17 protein-coding genes and 1 riboswitch are annotated in these 17,494 nt (G+C 45.6%); all 17 genes read right to left on the bottom strand.

The genetic code is table 11. The annotated features are described in order from the left end of the window. Nucleotides 1-67 precede the first annotated feature (67 nt). The 17 genes from LCY76_RS18305 to LCY76_RS18385 all read right to left on the bottom strand — a co-directional run bounded on the left by LCY76_RS18305 (nucleotide 68) and on the right by LCY76_RS18385 (nucleotide 17,393). Complete coding sequence (locus LCY76_RS18305; RefSeq protein ID WP_248253815.1) at nucleotides 68-496, bottom strand: bifunctional adenosylcobinamide kinase/adenosylcobinamide-phosphate guanylyltransferase; 429 nt, start codon at nucleotides 494-496, stop codon at nucleotides 68-70. Beyond that, nucleotides 421-1,083, bottom strand: coding sequence for a histidine phosphatase family protein (locus LCY76_RS18310; RefSeq protein ID WP_248253816.1), 663 nt, complete (start codon nucleotides 1,081-1,083; stop codon nucleotides 421-423). Before LCY76_RS18310 ends, LCY76_RS18305 begins: the two co-directional genes overlap by 76 nt. Beyond that, the gene (gene cobS / locus LCY76_RS18315; RefSeq protein ID WP_248253817.1) at nucleotides 1,035-1,847 is read right to left on the bottom strand and encodes an adenosylcobinamide-GDP ribazoletransferase; all 813 of its coding nucleotides are present in this window, start codon (nucleotides 1,845-1,847) and stop codon (nucleotides 1,035-1,037) included. The genes LCY76_RS18310 and cobS overlap by 49 nt, the downstream gene beginning before the upstream one ends. Then, nucleotides 1,816-2,418, bottom strand: a complete 603-nt coding sequence (locus tag LCY76_RS18320; protein WP_248253818.1) for a bifunctional adenosylcobinamide kinase/adenosylcobinamide-phosphate guanylyltransferase — start codon at nucleotides 2,416-2,418, stop codon at nucleotides 1,816-1,818. Before LCY76_RS18320 ends, cobS begins: the two co-directional genes overlap by 32 nt. After that, complete coding sequence (cobD, locus tag LCY76_RS18325; protein WP_248253819.1) at nucleotides 2,415-3,494, bottom strand: threonine-phosphate decarboxylase CobD; 1,080 nt, start codon at nucleotides 3,492-3,494, stop codon at nucleotides 2,415-2,417. Before cobD ends, LCY76_RS18320 begins: the two co-directional genes overlap by 4 nt. Further along, the gene (gene cbiB / locus LCY76_RS18330) at nucleotides 3,469-4,431 is read right to left on the bottom strand and encodes an adenosylcobinamide-phosphate synthase CbiB (protein WP_248253820.1); all 963 of its coding nucleotides are present in this window, start codon (nucleotides 4,429-4,431) and stop codon (nucleotides 3,469-3,471) included. Before cbiB ends, cobD begins: the two co-directional genes overlap by 26 nt. Then, a complete protein-coding gene (locus LCY76_RS18335; RefSeq protein ID WP_248253821.1) occupies nucleotides 4,428-5,894 on the bottom strand; it encodes a heme ABC transporter ATP-binding protein in 1,467 nt (488 codons plus the stop codon). The genes cbiB and LCY76_RS18335 overlap by 4 nt, the downstream gene beginning before the upstream one ends. Beyond that, on the bottom strand, nucleotides 5,891-6,955 hold the full coding sequence (locus LCY76_RS18340; RefSeq protein ID WP_248253822.1) for a FecCD family ABC transporter permease: 1,065 nt from the start codon (nucleotides 6,953-6,955) through the stop codon (nucleotides 5,891-5,893). The genes LCY76_RS18335 and LCY76_RS18340 overlap by 4 nt, the downstream gene beginning before the upstream one ends. Continuing rightward, complete coding sequence (locus LCY76_RS18345; RefSeq protein WP_248253823.1) at nucleotides 6,918-7,877, bottom strand: ABC transporter substrate-binding protein; 960 nt, start codon at nucleotides 7,875-7,877, stop codon at nucleotides 6,918-6,920. Before LCY76_RS18345 ends, LCY76_RS18340 begins: the two co-directional genes overlap by 38 nt. Before the next feature lie 127 nt (nucleotides 7,878-8,004). Continuing rightward, nucleotides 8,005-8,195: riboswitch (cobalamin riboswitch) on the bottom strand. 36 nt (nucleotides 8,196-8,231) lie between these two features. Further along, on the bottom strand, nucleotides 8,232-8,798 hold the full coding sequence (locus LCY76_RS18350) for a GNAT family N-acetyltransferase (protein ID WP_248253824.1): 567 nt from the start codon (nucleotides 8,796-8,798) through the stop codon (nucleotides 8,232-8,234). A 69-nt stretch (nucleotides 8,799-8,867) separates the two neighbouring features. After that, nucleotides 8,868-9,815 carry a nuclease-related domain-containing protein gene (locus tag LCY76_RS18355; RefSeq protein WP_248253825.1) on the bottom strand — a complete coding sequence of 316 codons (948 nt, stop codon included), beginning with the start codon at nucleotides 9,813-9,815 and terminating at the stop codon, nucleotides 8,868-8,870. 270 nt (nucleotides 9,816-10,085) lie between these two features. After that, nucleotides 10,086-11,378 carry a phosphopyruvate hydratase gene (gene eno, locus LCY76_RS18360; protein ID WP_053357097.1) on the bottom strand — a complete coding sequence of 431 codons (1,293 nt, stop codon included), beginning with the start codon at nucleotides 11,376-11,378 and terminating at the stop codon, nucleotides 10,086-10,088. Between the two features lie 95 nt (nucleotides 11,379-11,473). Then, nucleotides 11,474-13,009, bottom strand: coding sequence for a 2,3-bisphosphoglycerate-independent phosphoglycerate mutase (gene gpmI / locus LCY76_RS18365; RefSeq protein WP_248253826.1), 1,536 nt, complete (start codon nucleotides 13,007-13,009; stop codon nucleotides 11,474-11,476). Then, nucleotides 13,002-13,763: a triose-phosphate isomerase gene (gene tpiA, locus LCY76_RS18370; RefSeq protein ID WP_248253827.1), complete on the bottom strand. Its 762-nt coding sequence runs from the start codon at nucleotides 13,761-13,763 to the stop codon at nucleotides 13,002-13,004. Before tpiA ends, gpmI begins: the two co-directional genes overlap by 8 nt. Nucleotides 13,764-13,861: 98 nt before the next feature. Then, nucleotides 13,862-15,046: a phosphoglycerate kinase gene (locus tag LCY76_RS18375; protein ID WP_248253828.1), complete on the bottom strand. Its 1,185-nt coding sequence runs from the start codon at nucleotides 15,044-15,046 to the stop codon at nucleotides 13,862-13,864. Nucleotides 15,047-15,280: 234 nt separating this feature from the next. Beyond that, nucleotides 15,281-16,288 carry a type I glyceraldehyde-3-phosphate dehydrogenase gene (gap, locus tag LCY76_RS18380; protein ID WP_053357093.1) on the bottom strand — a complete coding sequence of 336 codons (1,008 nt, stop codon included), beginning with the start codon at nucleotides 16,286-16,288 and terminating at the stop codon, nucleotides 15,281-15,283. Between the two features lie 82 nt (nucleotides 16,289-16,370). Then, complete coding sequence (locus LCY76_RS18385) at nucleotides 16,371-17,393, bottom strand: sugar-binding transcriptional regulator (RefSeq protein WP_053357092.1); 1,023 nt, start codon at nucleotides 17,391-17,393, stop codon at nucleotides 16,371-16,373. Nucleotides 17,394-17,494 lie beyond the last annotated feature (101 nt).

Genomic DNA, 17,494 nt, shown 5'->3' on the forward strand with positions numbered 1-17,494 from the left:
ACAATCAATGAAGACGAAAATATTCTAAAAACAACAATCTTTTAGAAAAAAGCCTTTAGAAAAGAGCCTATTTTAAAGTCTGTGGCAGCCCATACCAGATAACATCGACTCTCTCGGCGGCCATGACTACATCCTGATAAAACCAGCCGGTCACATCGCGCCATAATCTATTTTCCTTTTCCATCGGCACAATTCCTTTACCGATGTCTGTTCCGATCAGAACAAGACAGCGACCGGGTTCAGAAGCCTCCCAAGCGAGCCAGGTCTGAAGCTTCTTTTGCAGAGCTGTTCTTCCGCCGCTTTCGTTCTTCTCTACAACCTTCTTCACAAGCTGCTCCAATCCTTCAAGAACGACGAGTGAAGTTGTAAAATCACCCGTTTCCCAGCCAGCTTTCTCATAGCTATTGAACCAGCCTTCATCTATCCTTGAGGCAGAATAGTGCTGCTGCACCCATTTGGCTTTGCCGTGAAAGGCGCCTCCTGTAACAAAGTGCATCGTTTTTTCAACCTCCCTTTGGTCTCATTCCAGTAAAGGGTGTATCCTTTGCCATGTGAGACCGGCCATGCCCACATTTCTCTTCGTTCCGGAGCAAACTCTGACAATAAATAACGGATTGGGCCTCCATGAGTAACAACGATTACATGCCCGTTCTCTTCCGCCGACGGCCAAATCTCACGGTGCCAGGCACCGCGAACACGATTTTCAAAGTCTTGATAGCTCTCTCCTCCAGGAGGACAGACTCCAATAGGATCATCAATCCAGTCCCTGTAACGTTGAATTCCGCAAAGATCGCCGTACGTTTTTCTTTCCCATTCCCCAAAATGCATCTCGCGAAATGCCGGACTGATCTGCAGCTTACTCTCCGGGAAAAGAATCTCAGCGGTCTCTATACATCGCATTCTATCACTTGCAAGGATAGCACCCGGCTCGGGATACCCTTCATTTCTATGTAATTTGTTTAGCTCAATCCGCCCCTCTTTACATAAGGGGGGATCACAATACCCGATATATTTCTTTTGTTTATTTTCCTCCGTCAGACCGTGGCGAAGGAGAGTAACAGCCAGCCTCCGAACCATAGCCATGTTTCCATCCCTTCCGAAAGTGCGCCTAGTGTGTCTCCCGTAATCCCTCCAAACTGGCGGAGAAAGAACGTTTTACTTAAGAAAAATACAGCTAAGCCTAAAAGGAACAAGCTCATAAACAGAAGAATCGCTCCTGTAAGGCATGCTCCAATCCCTGCCAGCAGGAGATAGATCGCATAAACAGCAAAGGCTTTGCCTGAAATGTTCTGCTTCATGGCAAAAGCCATACCTTCCTCTCTGGCAAGAGGAGCTGAAACCAGCAGGCTGCCCATACCGATTCGGGCGAAGAAAGGAATGAGCAGAAACAGCAGCCAAACGTGCTGCGGAACCATTTTCACTGTTTCATAGATAAAAAGAAACCGCCAGCTCAATAGAAAAAGGACAGACAATACACCGAATGCTCCAGTCCTGGGATCCTTCATGATCTGCAGCCTTTTTTCTTTATCGCCGTATGAGAAGTAGGCATCACTGCAATCCATCCACCCGTCGAGATGCAAGCCGCCTGTCAAAACGATCGAGAAGCAGAACAGATAAAAGCTCGTCATCGACACCGGGATAACGTTTTGCTGCGCCAGGAAATGAGCCTGAACAGAAGCCAATCCTCCGAGAAGCAGTCCGGCACCTGGATACCAATACACACTCCACCTGCTCGTTTCTTTTGTCCATGGAAACGCAGTGCGGATCGGCAATGCGGTTAAGAACTGAAGAGCCAGGCCAAAACCGTATAAGGCATTAAACCGGACAGGAGGTGCATTGTTTTTCATCTGCATCATACCCCTTCCTCAAAATGGGCATGCCCAGTTCCACCTGGTACACCCAATGCGCTTCAGAGACAATCTGCTGATGAAGCTCCCCCATCATCTTCATAAAATAGAAGGTCCCTTCATCAATAGAGGGCAAGTCCTGGAACACTTCGTTTGATACGACGATGAGTGCGGCGCTGCTTTTTTTAATCATTCTTAATCCATCCATGATCTTGCGGAATACTTCTGATCGGAACATTTCGTTTTCCCACTGGTTGTTGTTTTCTTTCCAGCCGTCAAACAGCTCATTGCTGACAAGATTGGTCAAGCAGTCCAAGAGAATGACATCCTTTTTTCCATATTCATTTACCAATTCATGAATGTTTCTTGGCTGTTCCCACGTCCTCCAGCTATACCCGCTGTTCAGACGATCCGCCTGGTGCCTGGCGATCCGCTCACTCATCTCCCCATCCTGATGTTCGTTCGTTGCAATATAGTGAAGCGGTTTCTCATTTTTTCCATGATAAACGGCGGACATTTCGGCAAATGAGCTTTTCCCGCTCCTGACACCTCCGGTAATAAAGATCATCATCTCGCTTTCCACCCTTCAAGTGCAGCCAATAAGCGGTCATTCTCCTCTGGAGTTCGAATGGCGAGGCGGATATAATGGCCATCCAGCCCTCTAAAATTAAACGTATGCCTGACGATCATCCCTTTTATCATTAAATATTTAATGAGAGCAAGCTGAATCTTTTCTTCTCCACTCTCCCTTAACAAGTAAAAGTTAACGGTGGAAGGAGAGGTTTCAAATCCAAGCTTGTCGAGGATCGGAAAAATCCGCTCTCGCTCAACTGCTGTTTTCATCGCAATTTCATCTGCAAATTCTTCTTGTTCCAGACAGAGTATACCAAGCTTTTGGGCAGGACCGTTCACACTCCAGGGAGGCTGAAATTTCTCTAATTTTCCGATCTGTTCTTTGGATGACATGGCATACCCTAAACGAAGTCCCGGCAAGTGAAACATCTTCGTCAATGACCGCAGGAGGATCAGGTTGGAATACTTTTTCATCAAGTGAACGGCGGATACGGGCTTTTCTAAAAAGTGAACAAACGCTTCATCCACGACGAGTGTAACATGGTGGCATTCGCACAAAGCAACGATAGCTTCCAAATTGTTCAAATCCAATGCTGTTCCTGTCGGATTATTCGGGTTGCAAAGGAAACAAAGCTTTTTCCCGTGGAGTTTTTCATTCAGCTCTTGGAGATCCGGCTGCCAGCCTTTCTCTTTTCGGGTTACATAGAAGTCCACATTACAATCGTTCACCTTACACGCATCCTCGTATTCTGAGAAAGCAGGTGCTGCAATCAGTACGTTCGTGCCCCGATAGGCTTGAGCAATGAGAAAAATCAGTTCAGCAGCCCCATTCCCTGCGAGAATCTGGTCTGCATTCAGCCCTTCTTTTTCAGAAACGAATTGAACGAACGGCTCAGCCGAGGGATCAGGATACTGCAGAATATCTTCATAAAGGCTGAACCACATATCCTTCATTCTTCTTCGTGCAGGATACGGATTTACATTCACACTAAAATCAATGCTGTTTTCATCCAGGCTGATCTTCAAGGAATTGGCCAGTAGCTGCGGATTAGCGCCATGATTGGGCAGCAACAATATACATCCCTCCCGCTGCGATCAAAATGATCGTAAACCACATGACAGCACGCTCCATGATGGCTATTGTTCTTTCTATATGTATAGCTTTCAGGCTGTAGGTCTGACGGCCGATGAACGGGCGATAGGAGACCTGGCCTTTATAATAATTCGTGCCTCCAAGCCGTATGCCGAGAATTCCCGCGACTGCCGCTTCACCCCATCCGCTGTTCGGGCTCGGATGGTTCCTTGCCTGTTCCTTCAGCCACGATAAGGTAAACCGTTTTTTCCCCAGCCCTCCTGCAGCCATAAGAAGCGCAGTTAGCCGGGCTGGCACGTAATTTAATAGATCATCAAGCCGGGCAGATGCCCAGCCAAACTCTTTATATCTCTCATTCTTGTAGCCTACCATGGAATCACACGTATTCACTGCCCGGTACAGCAAGGCAAGCGGTGCTCCTCCAATAAAAGCAAAGAAAAGAGGTGCGGTTACCCCGTCGCTCGTATTTTCGGCAACTGTCTCCACTGTCCCTCTTACAATCTCAGAATGCGGCAGATGTTCTGTATCTCTTCCGACTATCCAGCTTAATTTTTTTCGAGCCTCCTCCAGATCACCGCGAAGAAGGGGGGCGTAGACAGATAATCCTGCTTCTTTAAGCCCTCTAGCTGCAATGGTCGTTGAGATGAGCACAGATTCTATGAATATCCCTAACACAAGGTGGATGGAATAAGCATACCGTACGATGATAAAAGTTAGCACTATTGTAATAGAAAGAAGAATAAAAAGCATGATCAAACCCTTCAGCTTTTTCCAGCCCCCGCGGTTCAGTGCCTGGTCCATAAGAGAAATCATTTTGCCAAACCCTCTTACCGGATGCGGCAGCCAGCGAGGGTCTCCGATGAGCTGGTCGATGATCAAAGCGAGTATAATGGATAATAAATGAAGAGCAATGATCATGTTTGTGCCATTCTCTTTCTATAGTTTTCGATCGCTTTTCCCACCGTCTGATAGACCGTATGGCCAATCGCTTTTCCAATCGGTGTAATCGTACCGGCGTACCTCATTCTTTCTCCTTCCTGGGTCGATGCGATGCAAAGGCTGTCAGTCGAAGTGCCTGTAGCAATCGTTCCAGTAATAGGATCTTTAATTCCATAGTCTCTGAGAGCGCTCGACTTTGCTTCTATCGCTGTCATCATCGCCTGAACAAATGCCTCATCGGTTAGCTCTCCCTCAATAAAGAGCCAGATGTTAATCGTACCGATCGCCACAGTATCATCCTTCCGCTGCCACGATTGTGCAGCATCTACCGCATTGGATGTTCCTGCTGTTGCTGCAGCAAGGATCTTGATTCCTTCTTTTTCTATTGATACCATACCTGCATCCTCAAGCCGTGCTGCTGTCATCATTCCAATGGTCTCGTTCGGATTGACAGGAAGGGAGTGCAGATACGCTTCATATTCAGAATGTGCATCGTCATAATTGTAGTTTTTATCCACATGTCGGTTAACAAACGTATTCGCCCAGCAGAACCCTCCGCCGATCAGGGCAGAAGACATCGTTTTTAAAAAATAGGGGCTTCGGAACACCATCGCTTCACTTGTGGTTTGAAGCTCAATATCTTCTATTTTCTTTTGTTCCTCACGTTCACTTGGCACCAGTGCGATCAGGGGCTTCGGCTTCTGCGGATGCTCCTGCCTGCTCAGCTTCGTATCATAAACACCTTCCAGCAGGATGCTGTCCATAATGTCACCAGGCTTTCCGACCGCCTTCTCCTTTCCGTCATCGAGAAGAAGAACCTGGTCACAGTACAGACTGGCAATATTCAAATCATGCAATATGGCAACTACCGTCAACTGGCAGCCCTGCACCCAATCTTTGAGCAAGTCCATGAGTTTCATTTGATAGGAAAGATCAAGATGGTTTGTCGGTTCATCGAGCAGCAGAATCTCCGGTTCCTGCGCAAGCGCCTTAGCTAAAAGAACCCGCTGCCGTTCCCCGCCGCTTAGGGATTGAATGCTTTTCTCCGCAAAATGCTGGACGCCTGTAAACTCCATGGATCGCTGGACCATCTCTTCATCCTTCTGCGTTGATTGTTTCAGCAATCCTTTGTAAAAGGGATACCGGCCGAGCGCCACCACTTCGTGGACGGTAAAATCAAACGAGCTTTCCGCATGCTGAGGAAGAACGGCAATAATTTTTGCCAATTCTTTTGCAGAGTAGCTGCTGATTGGCTTTCCTTTTATAAGAACCTCACCGGATTGCGGGGAAAGCATTCCGTTCATCATTTTCATGAGAGTGGTCTTCCCGCTCCCATTTGGTCCGATGATGCCGGTTATTTTTCCTCTTTCAATGGAAAAAGAAAGATCTTTTACGACGGGCTTTCCGTCATATCCTCCAGTAAGCTGCTGGATCTGGATCATGTGGTCACCTTCTTTCGACGATAGCGAATAAAGATTAAGGCAAAGATCGGACTTCCGATAATCGCTGTCAAGACACCGATAGGCAGCTCCGTCGGCGCGATGATCGTTCGGGCGATGAGATCAACCAGAACGAGAAACACCCCGCCCAGAAGCGTGGACAGCGGCAGCAGATGGCGATGATCTACTCCCCATATCATGCGGGCCATGTGAGGGATGACAAGGCCGACAAACCCGATGGTGCCTGACACCGCTACTGCAGATCCCGTCAGAAGCGAGGCCCCGAACAGTACGAGTGACGTATGTTTTTTCACGTCAACACCAATGGTTTTTGCATCCTGCTGGCCAAAGGAAAGCGCATTTAATTCACGAGCACTTGCCAGAAGAATCAAAAGCCCTGCGGCCAAAAACGGAGCGATGAGCTGAACATACGGCCATCCTCTCATGGATACGCTGCCGAGCAGCCAGCCGATAATCTGTCTTAATTCATCACCAGTCAGAGCGATTAAAAGAGACGTTACAGCACCTATAAACGAGCTGCTTAAAATCCCTGCCAAAATAATCGTCTCAACAGACAGGCTGCGCTGCACAAGGCGAGCAAAATAGATAACCCCAACAAGGGTAAGAAAGCCGGTAATGATGCTAACCACCGGAAGTGTAAAACTCCCCAGTATAGGCAGCTGAATGCCAAAGAACAGCACAGCCACAGCGCCCAAAGCAGAACCGGATGAAACACCCAGCGTATAAGGATCGGCCAGAGGATTTTTCAGCAGCCCCTGAAATGCCGTTCCCGCCAGCGCCAAAGAGCAGCCGACAAGCATAGCGAGCACGACTCGTGGAAAGCGGATTTCCATGACGATATTAACGATCGAAGAATCAATGGATGCTGGTACGGGATAGTGGAAAAGCTTCGCTCCTAAAATCTGCACTACATGAAAAAGGGGGATAGGTATAGAACCTACCGATATCCCCAAGGCAACAGCTAAGCCCAACAGCAGAAGCACTGCTGTATATGAAATGATAATTTTACTTTTTGTATACTTCCGGATAGATGGCTTTTGCAAGCTCCTCCACTCCTTCAATCAATCGCGGTCCCGGACGTGTCACCTTATCAGAGTGCACATCATAAATTTCTTTGTTTTTTACCGCAGGAACGTCCTTCCAGGCTTTACGGGCCATAATCTGTTCCACCGGCTTTTTGGAGTAATAGCCGTACGTTGTGACGATCGCGTCCGGTTTGTATTTGACAGGCTGCTCTTCAGATACCTTTGCCCATCCCTTCAATTCCCCAGCGGCATTTTTGGCATGAATGGCGTTCAGCATCTCATCAATGAATGTACCCTTGCCGGCAGTAAAAATCTCCGGAGCTGGAGCAACCTCAACCCAAACTTTTTTTTCTTTCTTTACGTGTTTTGCTTTTTCCTTGATCGCTGACAGATCATCCTTCATGGATTTTACAATCTTGTCACCTTGTTTTTGAGTGCCCGTCGCTTTAGCGATCATGTCGATGGACTTGTATGTATCCGTAAAGTTCTGCGCATCATTGATCACAATTACTTTGATCCCGGCATTCTTAAGCTGATCAATTCCCTGCTTGGAAGTATGCGCACTGGAGGCATGAGCAAGAACGAGATCAGGCTTCAAGCCAACAATCTTTTCCACGTTAAAATCCAATCCGCCGATTTTAGTCTTTTTCACAGCTGCTTCTGGATAGTTGTCAAAGTCAGAAACGCCGACAATTTCCTTATCCAAGCCAAGTGCAAATGCGACCTCTGTATTACTCGGTATGAGCGAGACGACCTTTTTTGGTTTCTTATCAATTTTTACGTTCTCACCCGCCGCATCTTTAATCGTTACGGGGAATTCACTCTTTGCCTGATTGGCACCGGTTTCCTTTTTGTCAGTTGACTGATTTCCAGCCGAACAACCGGCAATGATGGCGATCACGAGCATCAGCATCATCGCAATTTGTGTAAACTTCTTCAATTCCTTCACGCTCCTGTATGTATCATTTAGCTGGGATTGTGCAAAACAAAAAAAAGCCCTCCCTTCGGAGAGCGAATCAACAGTTAATCAATAAATGATTACAATTGCTTCACCTTTTCCTCGAAGGTTCGCACAGGCAATTAAGGCAGGTCTCCTGACTCTCGATCAACAATCTTCTTTTCCTTCCCATTCTTTGACAGAACAGTGGAAACATAAGAAGATTTCCCGATTACAGTGGCGGGACCGTGCTGGACTTGAACCAGCTTCCCTTTTAACGTTTTATTTGACACAAAACGGACCTTAACCGCATATTCAGCTATATCCATTATACCTCTTACCGGCAAAATGAAAAGTTTAATTTATGTTCAATGACGCCCGGGACTGCGGGCTGACTTCCAGCCAGTCGCTCTTGAGCAGGCCCATAACATGTATATCAAAATACTGATCTTCGTCAAAGTAGGCTTGCCTTCTGACGCCTTCCTTTTGAAACCCCAGGGACTTCAGGAGCTTCAGGCTTCTTGTGTTATATTCGTAGACCTCAGCATCAATCCTGTAGGTCTCATGCTGAAACAGGTGCTGAAAGATGCCTGCCAGTGCTTCCCCCATGTATCCTTTTCCTTGTTCGGCACCGAGTCCGAACCGAAGCCAGCCATAACGCTGCGAGCTTCCCATCCAGTTGAAACGGACGTATCCAACAGGCTGCGAGCTCCTCTTTTCGATAATCATCAAGTAAGATTCGTTCATCTGGCTTAAGCTTTTCTCAATATCCTGCCTTTGATTGCCTTCATTAATGATGGTCATAGAACCTGTAGACATTTTCCGAAAGAGAGGACCGCTTTTCCATTGTGCGATAACAGAGGCATCATTCACCGTAATTTCCCTGATCTTCAGTCTTTCAAATTCAAGCTCCATTTTCGGCATGCTCCAAACCTCCCCGTTTGTACCGAGTATGAAATGATTTATTTTATCATAATATGCAGCTCCTGAAATTTAAAGATGATATCTCCTGTCTTTATAGGTTCCCGTGTGAGGGAGGTTTAGAGATTTGAGGATTTTCGCTGAAATAGAGGGAGAAGTCAATCCTAAAAATCCCCTGAGGTCTCGATTTGTAATTGTAGAGCTAACTAGAAGCTTATAGTCATCTAATGAATGGAGATGAGCGATCTTGGAGGAATGATCACACGAAGAGCAAATCCAGTTCGTATACAGCTTTTTCATACCTATAGAAGAACAAACTGAACAATAAACGCCCGTTAAGAGCTCATTGGGCTGTATTTGAAACTTTGATAGTATGTCAGGATTGAAGGGAATATGGTTTTTGTTGAATTGCTTTGCGGCTCTATTGACCTCTTTATTTGTCATAATTTGAGTTGTGTAACGGGTTTGTAAGCTGCTGATTACCGATGGAAGGTTGGCGCCATGGATGATATTGCGGGATAAATCAGGGGTAAGAGGATTTTTAATGAGGGTATAAGGACTGCTTACGACTATAAGGGACTCGATGGGAATGCGAGGTAGTTTTCTTACAGCTAACCAAGATGTTAGCTGGTTCTGCTGACGCTCTACCTGCAAAAGCGGATCAGGAAAAGCTTCTTCTTTTTCATTATTTACACGGATTAATTGTCGGTAGTTTGTATCAAAGGTAAGAATGCCGGATAAGTTTTTCACTTCTAAGATTAAAAAGAAGAACGAAGATAGGATGAGGTAATCCATTTGAAAGTAATAGGATCCCTCTAGAAGCCGCAGCCCATGAAAAATTGTATACTCCTTTTTGGGAAGTCGTTCAAGGTAATATGCGATTGCCTTTTCACCCTTGTATCCTGCCATTTGTCTGGCATAACTCTGTTCAATTTTTGTGCGTTTTTGGTGATTTATCGGAAGTCTTCGTAATAAAGCCTCTAATTTCCGAATATATATGGGCAGTTTTTGTTCATTCACAATTTAGGAATCACATCCTTCATATGTTTTCCAGTTTATTTCGCTAAAAAGCGCTATTTCTCCTCTTCTGCAGTCTCATCAAATTTGTGTTTTGTAAATACGATCCATTCTTGAGGATTTACATGCCAATCTCTCAAAAATACATGCCAATCTTCCTGAAATACATGCGGATCTCCCTAAAATACGCGCCAATCACGAAATCAGCAGAGTCCTCCTCACAAAAAAAACGCTTGAGACTGATCAGGTCTCAAGCGGTTTACGTAAAATAGCTTATTTTTGAAGGTTGTAGAATGCGCTCAATCCAGGGTAGCGGCTGATGCTTGCCAATTCGTCTTCGATACGAAGCAATTGGTTGTACTTCGCTACACGGTCAGTACGGGATGGAGCACCTGTTTTGATTTGTCCAGCGTTAGTCGCTACAGCGATGTCAGCGATTGTGCTGTCTTCACTTTCACCAGAACGGTGAGAGATTACTGCAGTATAGCCTGCGCGTTTAGCCATTTCGATCGCGTCGAATGTTTCAGTCAGCGTACCGATTTGGTTAACTTTGATAAGGATGGAGTTACCCACACCTTGCTCAATACCTTGAGCAAGTTTGTTTGTGTTCGTTACGAAAAGGTCGTCTCCTACAAGCTGAATTTTGTCGCCAAGACGGTCAGTCAATAGCTTGTGGCCTTCCCAGTCGTTTTCATCCAAGCCATCTTCAATGGAGATGATTGGGTATTTAGAAACAAGATCTTCGTAGAAAGCAACCATTTCTTCAGATGTTTTAACAACACCTTCACCAGAAAGATGGTATTTTCCATCTTCTTTGTTGAAGAGCTCGGAAGAGGCAACGTCCATTGCAAGACGAACTTCTTCACCTGGTTTATATCCAGCTTTTTCGATCGCTTCCATGATTGTTTGAAGCGCTTCTTCGTTAGAAGAAAGGTTTGGTGCGAATCCGCCTTCGTCACCTACAGCTGTGTTTAATCCTTTTTCTTTTAACACAGATTTAAGGCTGTGGAAGATTTCAGCTCCCATACGAAGTGCTTCAGAGAATGTTGGTGCGCCGACTGGCATAACCATGAATTCCTGAATGTCAACGTTGTTATCGGCATGCTCTCCGCCGTTTAGGATATTCATCATTGGAACTGGAAGAGTTTTTGCGTTGAATCCTCCAAGGTACATGTACAAAGGAAGACCAAGAAGATCAGCAGCAGCACGTGCTACAGCCATGGAAACACCAAGAATAGCGTTTGCTCCGAATTTCCCTTTGTTTTCTGTTCCGTCAAGATCGATCAACGTTTTGTCGATGCCGACTTGATCCAAAACATCATATCCGATCAATTCTGGAGCGATAAGTGTGTTTACGTTTTCAACAGCAGTTTGTACACCTTTTCCAAGGTAGCGGCCTTTGTCGCCGTCACGAAGCTCAACTGCTTCGTATTCACCAGTGGATGCACCGCTAGGCACGATCGCACGGCCGAATGCACCGGACTCTGTGTAAACTTCTACTTCTACTGTTGGATTCCCGCGGGAGTCCAATACTTCACGAGCATATACTTCAATAATTGCTGACATAAATTTTCTCTCCTTATCAAACAAGATTTTATGGTGAGGAACAAGACTGTTCTGCAGGGGCCCTCTGTCGATCAGCTTTTTCCTGATTTCAAAAACTAGCCTTTGATTAACGTTTCGCCTGTCATCTCTTTAGGCTGTTGGCCGCCGAGAAGGGTCAGGAACGTTGGTGCGAGGTCGGCAAGTTTGCCGCCGTCGCGAAGTTGGATATCCTTTTTCGTAACGATGACTGGCACCGGATTAGTCGTATGAGCAGTCATTGGTTTGCCTTCCATTGTTATCACTTCGTCTGCGTTTCCGTGGTCAGCCGTAATGATAGCATAGCCGTCTTTTGCAAGGATCGCATCCACGACTTTCCCTAGGCACTCATCTACTGCTTCAATCGCTTTAACGGTTGGTTCCAGCTTGCCTGAATGCCCGACCATGTCCGGATTGGCAAAGTTCAAAATGATCGCATCATGGTTTTCGGCTTCAATCTCTTTTACAAGAGCGTCCGTCACTTCATACGCGCTCATTTCAGGTTTTAAATCATAGGTCGCCACTTTCGGCGAATCAATCAAAATCCGCGTTTCACCTTCAAACTCAGCTTCGCGTCCGCCGCTGAAGAAGAAGGTAACATGAGGGTATTTTTCTGTTTCTGCAATACGCAGCTGTTTATAATTTTGTTGAGAAAGAACTTCTCCCAGCGTGTTGTCCAAGTTCGTAGGTTTGAACGCTACGTCACCTTTGACGGTTTCACTGAAGTTCGTTAAGCACACAAAGTGAATGTCTTTCGGAAAATGATCTCCCCGGTCAAAACCGCGGAAATCTTCATTCGTGAAAACCTGTGAAATCTGAATCGCACGGTCCGGACGGAAGTTGCAGAAAATGATGGCATCTCCGTCCTGGATAGTAGCAACCGGAGAACCGTCTTCTTTCTTCAGTACAGAAGGAAGCACGAATTCATCATAGATTTCATTTTTGTAAGAGTCTTCCACCACTTCGATCGGATCAGTGTAATCCGGACCTTCACCATAAACCATGGCACGGTAGGATTTCTCCACACGATCCCAGCGTTTGTCACGGTCCATAGAGTAATAGCGTCCGGATAATGTCGCGATTTGGCCTAAGCCCAGCTCGTCCATCTTTTTCAATGTTTGCTCGATATAGCCTTTTGCCGATTGCGGAGGAACGTCCCTGCCGTCCAAGAAGCCATGCAGGTAAACATTTTCTACTCCTTGCTTTTTAGCCGTTTCAAGCAATGCAAAGATATGGTCGATGTGGCTGTGAATCCCGCCGTCAGAAAGAAGTCCGAAGATGTGAAGGTTTGTCCCCTTCTTCTTCACTTCATCCATTGCTTCAATAAAGGTTGGGTTTTCATAGAAATCCCCTTCCTTGATCGAAAGATTCACACGGGTAAGGCTTTGGTAAACAATACGGCCAGCACCAATATTCAAATGTCCGACTTCAGAGTTCCCCATCTGGCCTGGAGGAAGCCCTACAGCTTCTCCGCATGCCGTTAAATGGTTGTGAGGATATGTTTCCCAATATCGGTCAAAGTTTGGTTTTTTCGCATGGGCTACAGCATTTCCTTTTTCTTCGTTGCGGCATGCAAAACCATCAAGAATAATCAGTGCGACAGGTTTCTTAGGCATTGTTTACACCTTCCAAAAGCTGAAGGAACGATTGCGGCTCAAGGCTTGCTCCTCCAACGAGAGCACCGTCGATATCAGACATGCCCATTAATTCTTTGATGTTGCCTGGCTTCACGCTTCCGCCGTATTGAATGCGAACTTGGTCTGCTGCTTCTTGTGAGAATTGTTCAGCGATCACACTGCGAATGTATCCGCAGACTTCGTTGGCATCTTCAGAGGAAGCTGTTTTTCCCGTACCAATCGCCCAAACTGGCTCATAGGCAACAACAGTACGTTTAACTTGTTCTTCGGAAAGACCTTGAAGTCCTTTTTCCGTTTGTGTTTTTACAACGTCTTTTGTTTGATCTGCTTCACGCTGTTCAAGTGTTTCACCGACACAAACGATTGGAGTTAATCCGTGGTTGAAAGCAGCATGCGTTTTTTGGTTAACGAGCTCATCTGTTTCACCAAAGTACTCGCGGCGCTCGGAGTGTCCAAGAACAACATAGCCAACACCAAGGTCCTTCAGCATAACAGGGCTGATTTCACCTGTGAAAGCTCCATTATCCTCAAAGTGCATGTTCTGTGCACCTACACCGAGGTCTGTTCCCTTAGATGCGTTTACGAGTGCGTCCAAGAATAAAGCTGGTGCACAAACAACAGAATCTACTGTATCTGCAGCAGGGATCAATCCTTTCACTTCTTCAACAAAAGATTTTGCTTCAGAAAGGGTTTTATTCATTTTCCAGTTTCCTGCAATAATTGGTTTTCGCATGTTTTTCACCTTCCTAAGAACATACAGCTTCCCCATAAAGTTCAGGGGACTTCACGGAAAGCTGTACTGCTCTTCGTCGATTTCTTTTCAAACGAGTTTTACTTGTCGTTTAATGCTGTAACGCTAGGAAGCTCTTTGCCTTCCATGAATTCAAGTGAAGCACCGCCGCCTGTTGAGATGTGGCTCATTTTGTCTGCATAGCCAAATTTCTCAACTGCAGCTGCTGAGTCACCGCCGCCGATTACACTGTATGTATCTTTGGCTTCAGCAAGTGCTTCTGCAACAGAACGGGTTCCTTTAGAGAATGCTTCCATTTCGAAAACACCCATCGGACCGTTCCATATTACAAGTTTCGATTTCTGAATGGTATTTCGGTACTTTTCAATCGTTTTAGAACCGATATCAAGTCCTTCCCAGTCAGACGGGATGGCATCGATGCCCACAACCTTCGTGTTTGCATCGTTTGAGAAGTCATCAGCAACAAGAATATCTTCAGGAATGAGGAAGTTTACTCCCTTTTCCTTCGCTTTTTCCATGAAGCCTTTAGCTGTTTCAATCTTATCTTCTTCCAATAAAGATTTACCTACATCGTGGCCTAAAGCTTTGATGAACGTGTAGCCAAGCCCTCCGCCGATGATCATGTTGTCCACTTTATCTAGCAGATTATTGATCACGTCGATTTTGTCTTTAACTTTGGCACCGCCAATGATAGCAGTGAAAGGGCGGTCAGGATTGGATAGAGCTTTTCCAAGCACATCAAGTTCTTTTTCCATCAGGAATCCCGCAACAGCTGGAAGATGTTTTGCAGCGCCTTCAGTAGATGCGTGCGCACGGTGGGCTGCACCGAATGCATCGTTCACATACACATCAGCGAGTTCAGCAAATTTCTGTGCTAATTCAGGATCATTTTTTTCTTCTCCAGGATAAAAGCGGACGTTCTCAAGAAGAATGACGCCTCCGTTGTCAAGGCTTGACAGCGCACTCTTCACTTCTTCGCCGTATGCTTCGTCCGTTTTTACAACTTCTTTGCCAAGGAGATCGCTTAAGCGCTGTGCCACTGGGGTCAAGCGAAGCTCTTCGACCACTTGGCCTTTCGGGCGTCCGAGATGGCTCGCCAATAAAACTTTGGCACCTTGCTCTGTTAAGTATTGAATCGTTGGGAGTGCCGCACGGATTCGAGTATCGTCGGTAATTTTCCCATTTTCCATCGGAACGTTAAAGTCAACGCGGCAGAAGACCACTTTTCCATTAACATCGATGTCACGAACTGTTTTCTTGTTCATAAGTATAACCTCCTGACAGTCTTAATAGAGAAGAAAAGAATCCCTTTTACACACCCTAGTTTAACCTAAAATGCGCAGGTGAAAACGGGAAGTTCGGAACTGTGCCCGTCTTCCGTAAATCTTAAGTTTAAAAGATAAGCTTTTAGCAACATGCAACTGCTAAGAGTTCCTTACAAGGGAAAGAGGGTAAGGGCATCTTTCATCCCTTCCCCTCTACTTTAAATCTCTCTATTATTAAAGTCCTTTTTTAGCAATAAAGTCAATAAGATCTACAACACGGCTGGAGTATCCAGTTTCGTTGTCGTACCAAGAGATCACTTTAACCATGTTGCCTTCCATAACCATTGTAGAAAGACCGTCAACTGTAGAAGAGTTAGTATTGCCGTTATAGTCAGTAGAAACAAGCGGCTCATCGCTGTAGCCAAGAATGCCTTTTAATGGCCCTTCAGCTGCTTCTTTCAATGCTGCATTGATTTCTTCTGCAGAAACTTCTTTGTCGAGTTCAGCAACAAGGTCTACTAATGATACATTTGGAGTCGGAACACGCATTGCCATACCGTTTAGTTTACCTTTTAGTTCAGGAAGTACTAGAGAAACAGCTTTTGCAGCACCAGTTGTTGTAGGAATGATGTTTTCTGCAGCAGCACGTGCACGACGGTAGTCTTTATGCGGAAGATCAAGGATTTGCTGATCATTTGTGTATGAGTGAACAGTTGTCATCATACCGCGTTTGATACCGAATTTTTCGTTAAGTACTTTAGCGAAAGGAGCTAGGCAGTTTGTTGTACAAGAAGCGTTAGAAATTACATCGTGGCTTCCAGCATCGTATTTGTCTTCGTTGACACCCATTACTACAGTGATATCTTCGTCACTTGCAGGAGCAGAGATGATAACTTTTTTAGCGCCAGCTTCTAAGTGTTTAGCAGCGTCAGCACGTTTTGTGAAACGTCCAGTAGATTCAACAACTACTTCTACACCAAGGTCTCCCCATCCTAACTGAGCAGGGTCACGCTCAGCCAATACTTTGATTTCTTTGCCGTTTACGATCAGCGCATTTTCGCCGACTTCAACAGTCGCATCAAGCTTTCCGTGTACAGTGTCATGCTTCAATAGGAAAGCAAGCATGTTTGCGTCTGTTAAATCATTAACAGCCACCACTTCTACGTTAGGGTTGTTTAGCGCTGCACGAAATACGTTACGGCCAATACGACCGAATCCATTAATACCAACTTTAGTTGCCATTTAAAATGACCTCCTTATAATTAGAAAGAAAAATATAGTTAAAGGGAAAACCCTTTATTCACAAAACAAGTTACATAGTCTTTCACAAGCTTGCAAGAAGTTTGTTTGCTGCCCCTTCATCGGTGATCAGCACCTTTTTGGGGCCATGCTTCATGAATGCCGCGATCGCTTCCGCTTTCGAAGCACCACCTGCAACAGCCATGATGAAATCACTATTTTTCAGGTCATTCAATTGAAGACCGATCGTTCGAACACGATGCACTACTTCTCCATGATGATCGAAGTAATAGCCGAAAGCCTCCGCTACCGCTTTTTCGTGTTCGAGTTTTTCCAGCACAGCAGAAGAAGAATTCCTTCTGTTGGCCATTGTTTTAGCATCGCCAATTCCATGGATGACTATACTTGCTGAACGGATCAGCTCCATGACTTCTTTTACCCCGGGTTCCTCAATCAGTGAAAGATAAGTTTCCTTACTGAGCTGATCCGGTAAATGAAGCAGACGATACTCACCTCGTGCTTTTACAGCCATCGTTGAACAGATGGTGTTTGCCTGATTTTCTACCTTTTCGCCAAGACCGCCTCTGGCTGGGACAAACAGAAGGTCTTGGTCCTTGTTTCCAGGAGTCATCATTTCAGCAACAGCAGCGATGGTTGTTCCGCCGGTCACTGCAATGACATTATTGCCTGTTAACTCCTGTTTCAACCTCATTACTGCCGCCTTGCCCATTTCACTTTTAATCCAAGGATCTTCATCACTGTCACCAGGAACGATAATCACTTCAGACAGGTTTAAGTTTTCCCTTAACTTCATTTCTAAAACGCGAAGTCCAGCGAGTTCATTCATCAAAACTTCCAGCCGTTCAAGGACATCTAATCCATCGGGAGTAAGCGACATACCGCCAGGCAGGATGGAAAGCAGCCCCTGGTCTTTCAAAAAGCTGACCTCTGCACGGAGAACCCTTTCCGTCATATTGAGGTTAATGGCAAGGCTTCGTCTGCCGATGGGTTCATGAAAGCGAACAATTTTAAGTATGCTGTATCGTTTTCTCATTACCTCCAGAAGATCAGGCAAAAGCTTCTTCTGTATTTCTATCAAATCGTTCATCATGCATTCCCCTTGTCTTTTTGTACGGCAGAACATAAGAGGAGTCCAATACTTCTAGGGACATTCACCGTCCCTGTTAGCCATTTTACGTCCCAATGATG

This window comes from Fictibacillus marinisediminis (assembly GCF_023149135.1).
GTDB classification, from domain to species: Bacteria; Bacillota; Bacilli; order Bacillales; family Fictibacillaceae; genus Fictibacillus_C; species Fictibacillus_C marinisediminis.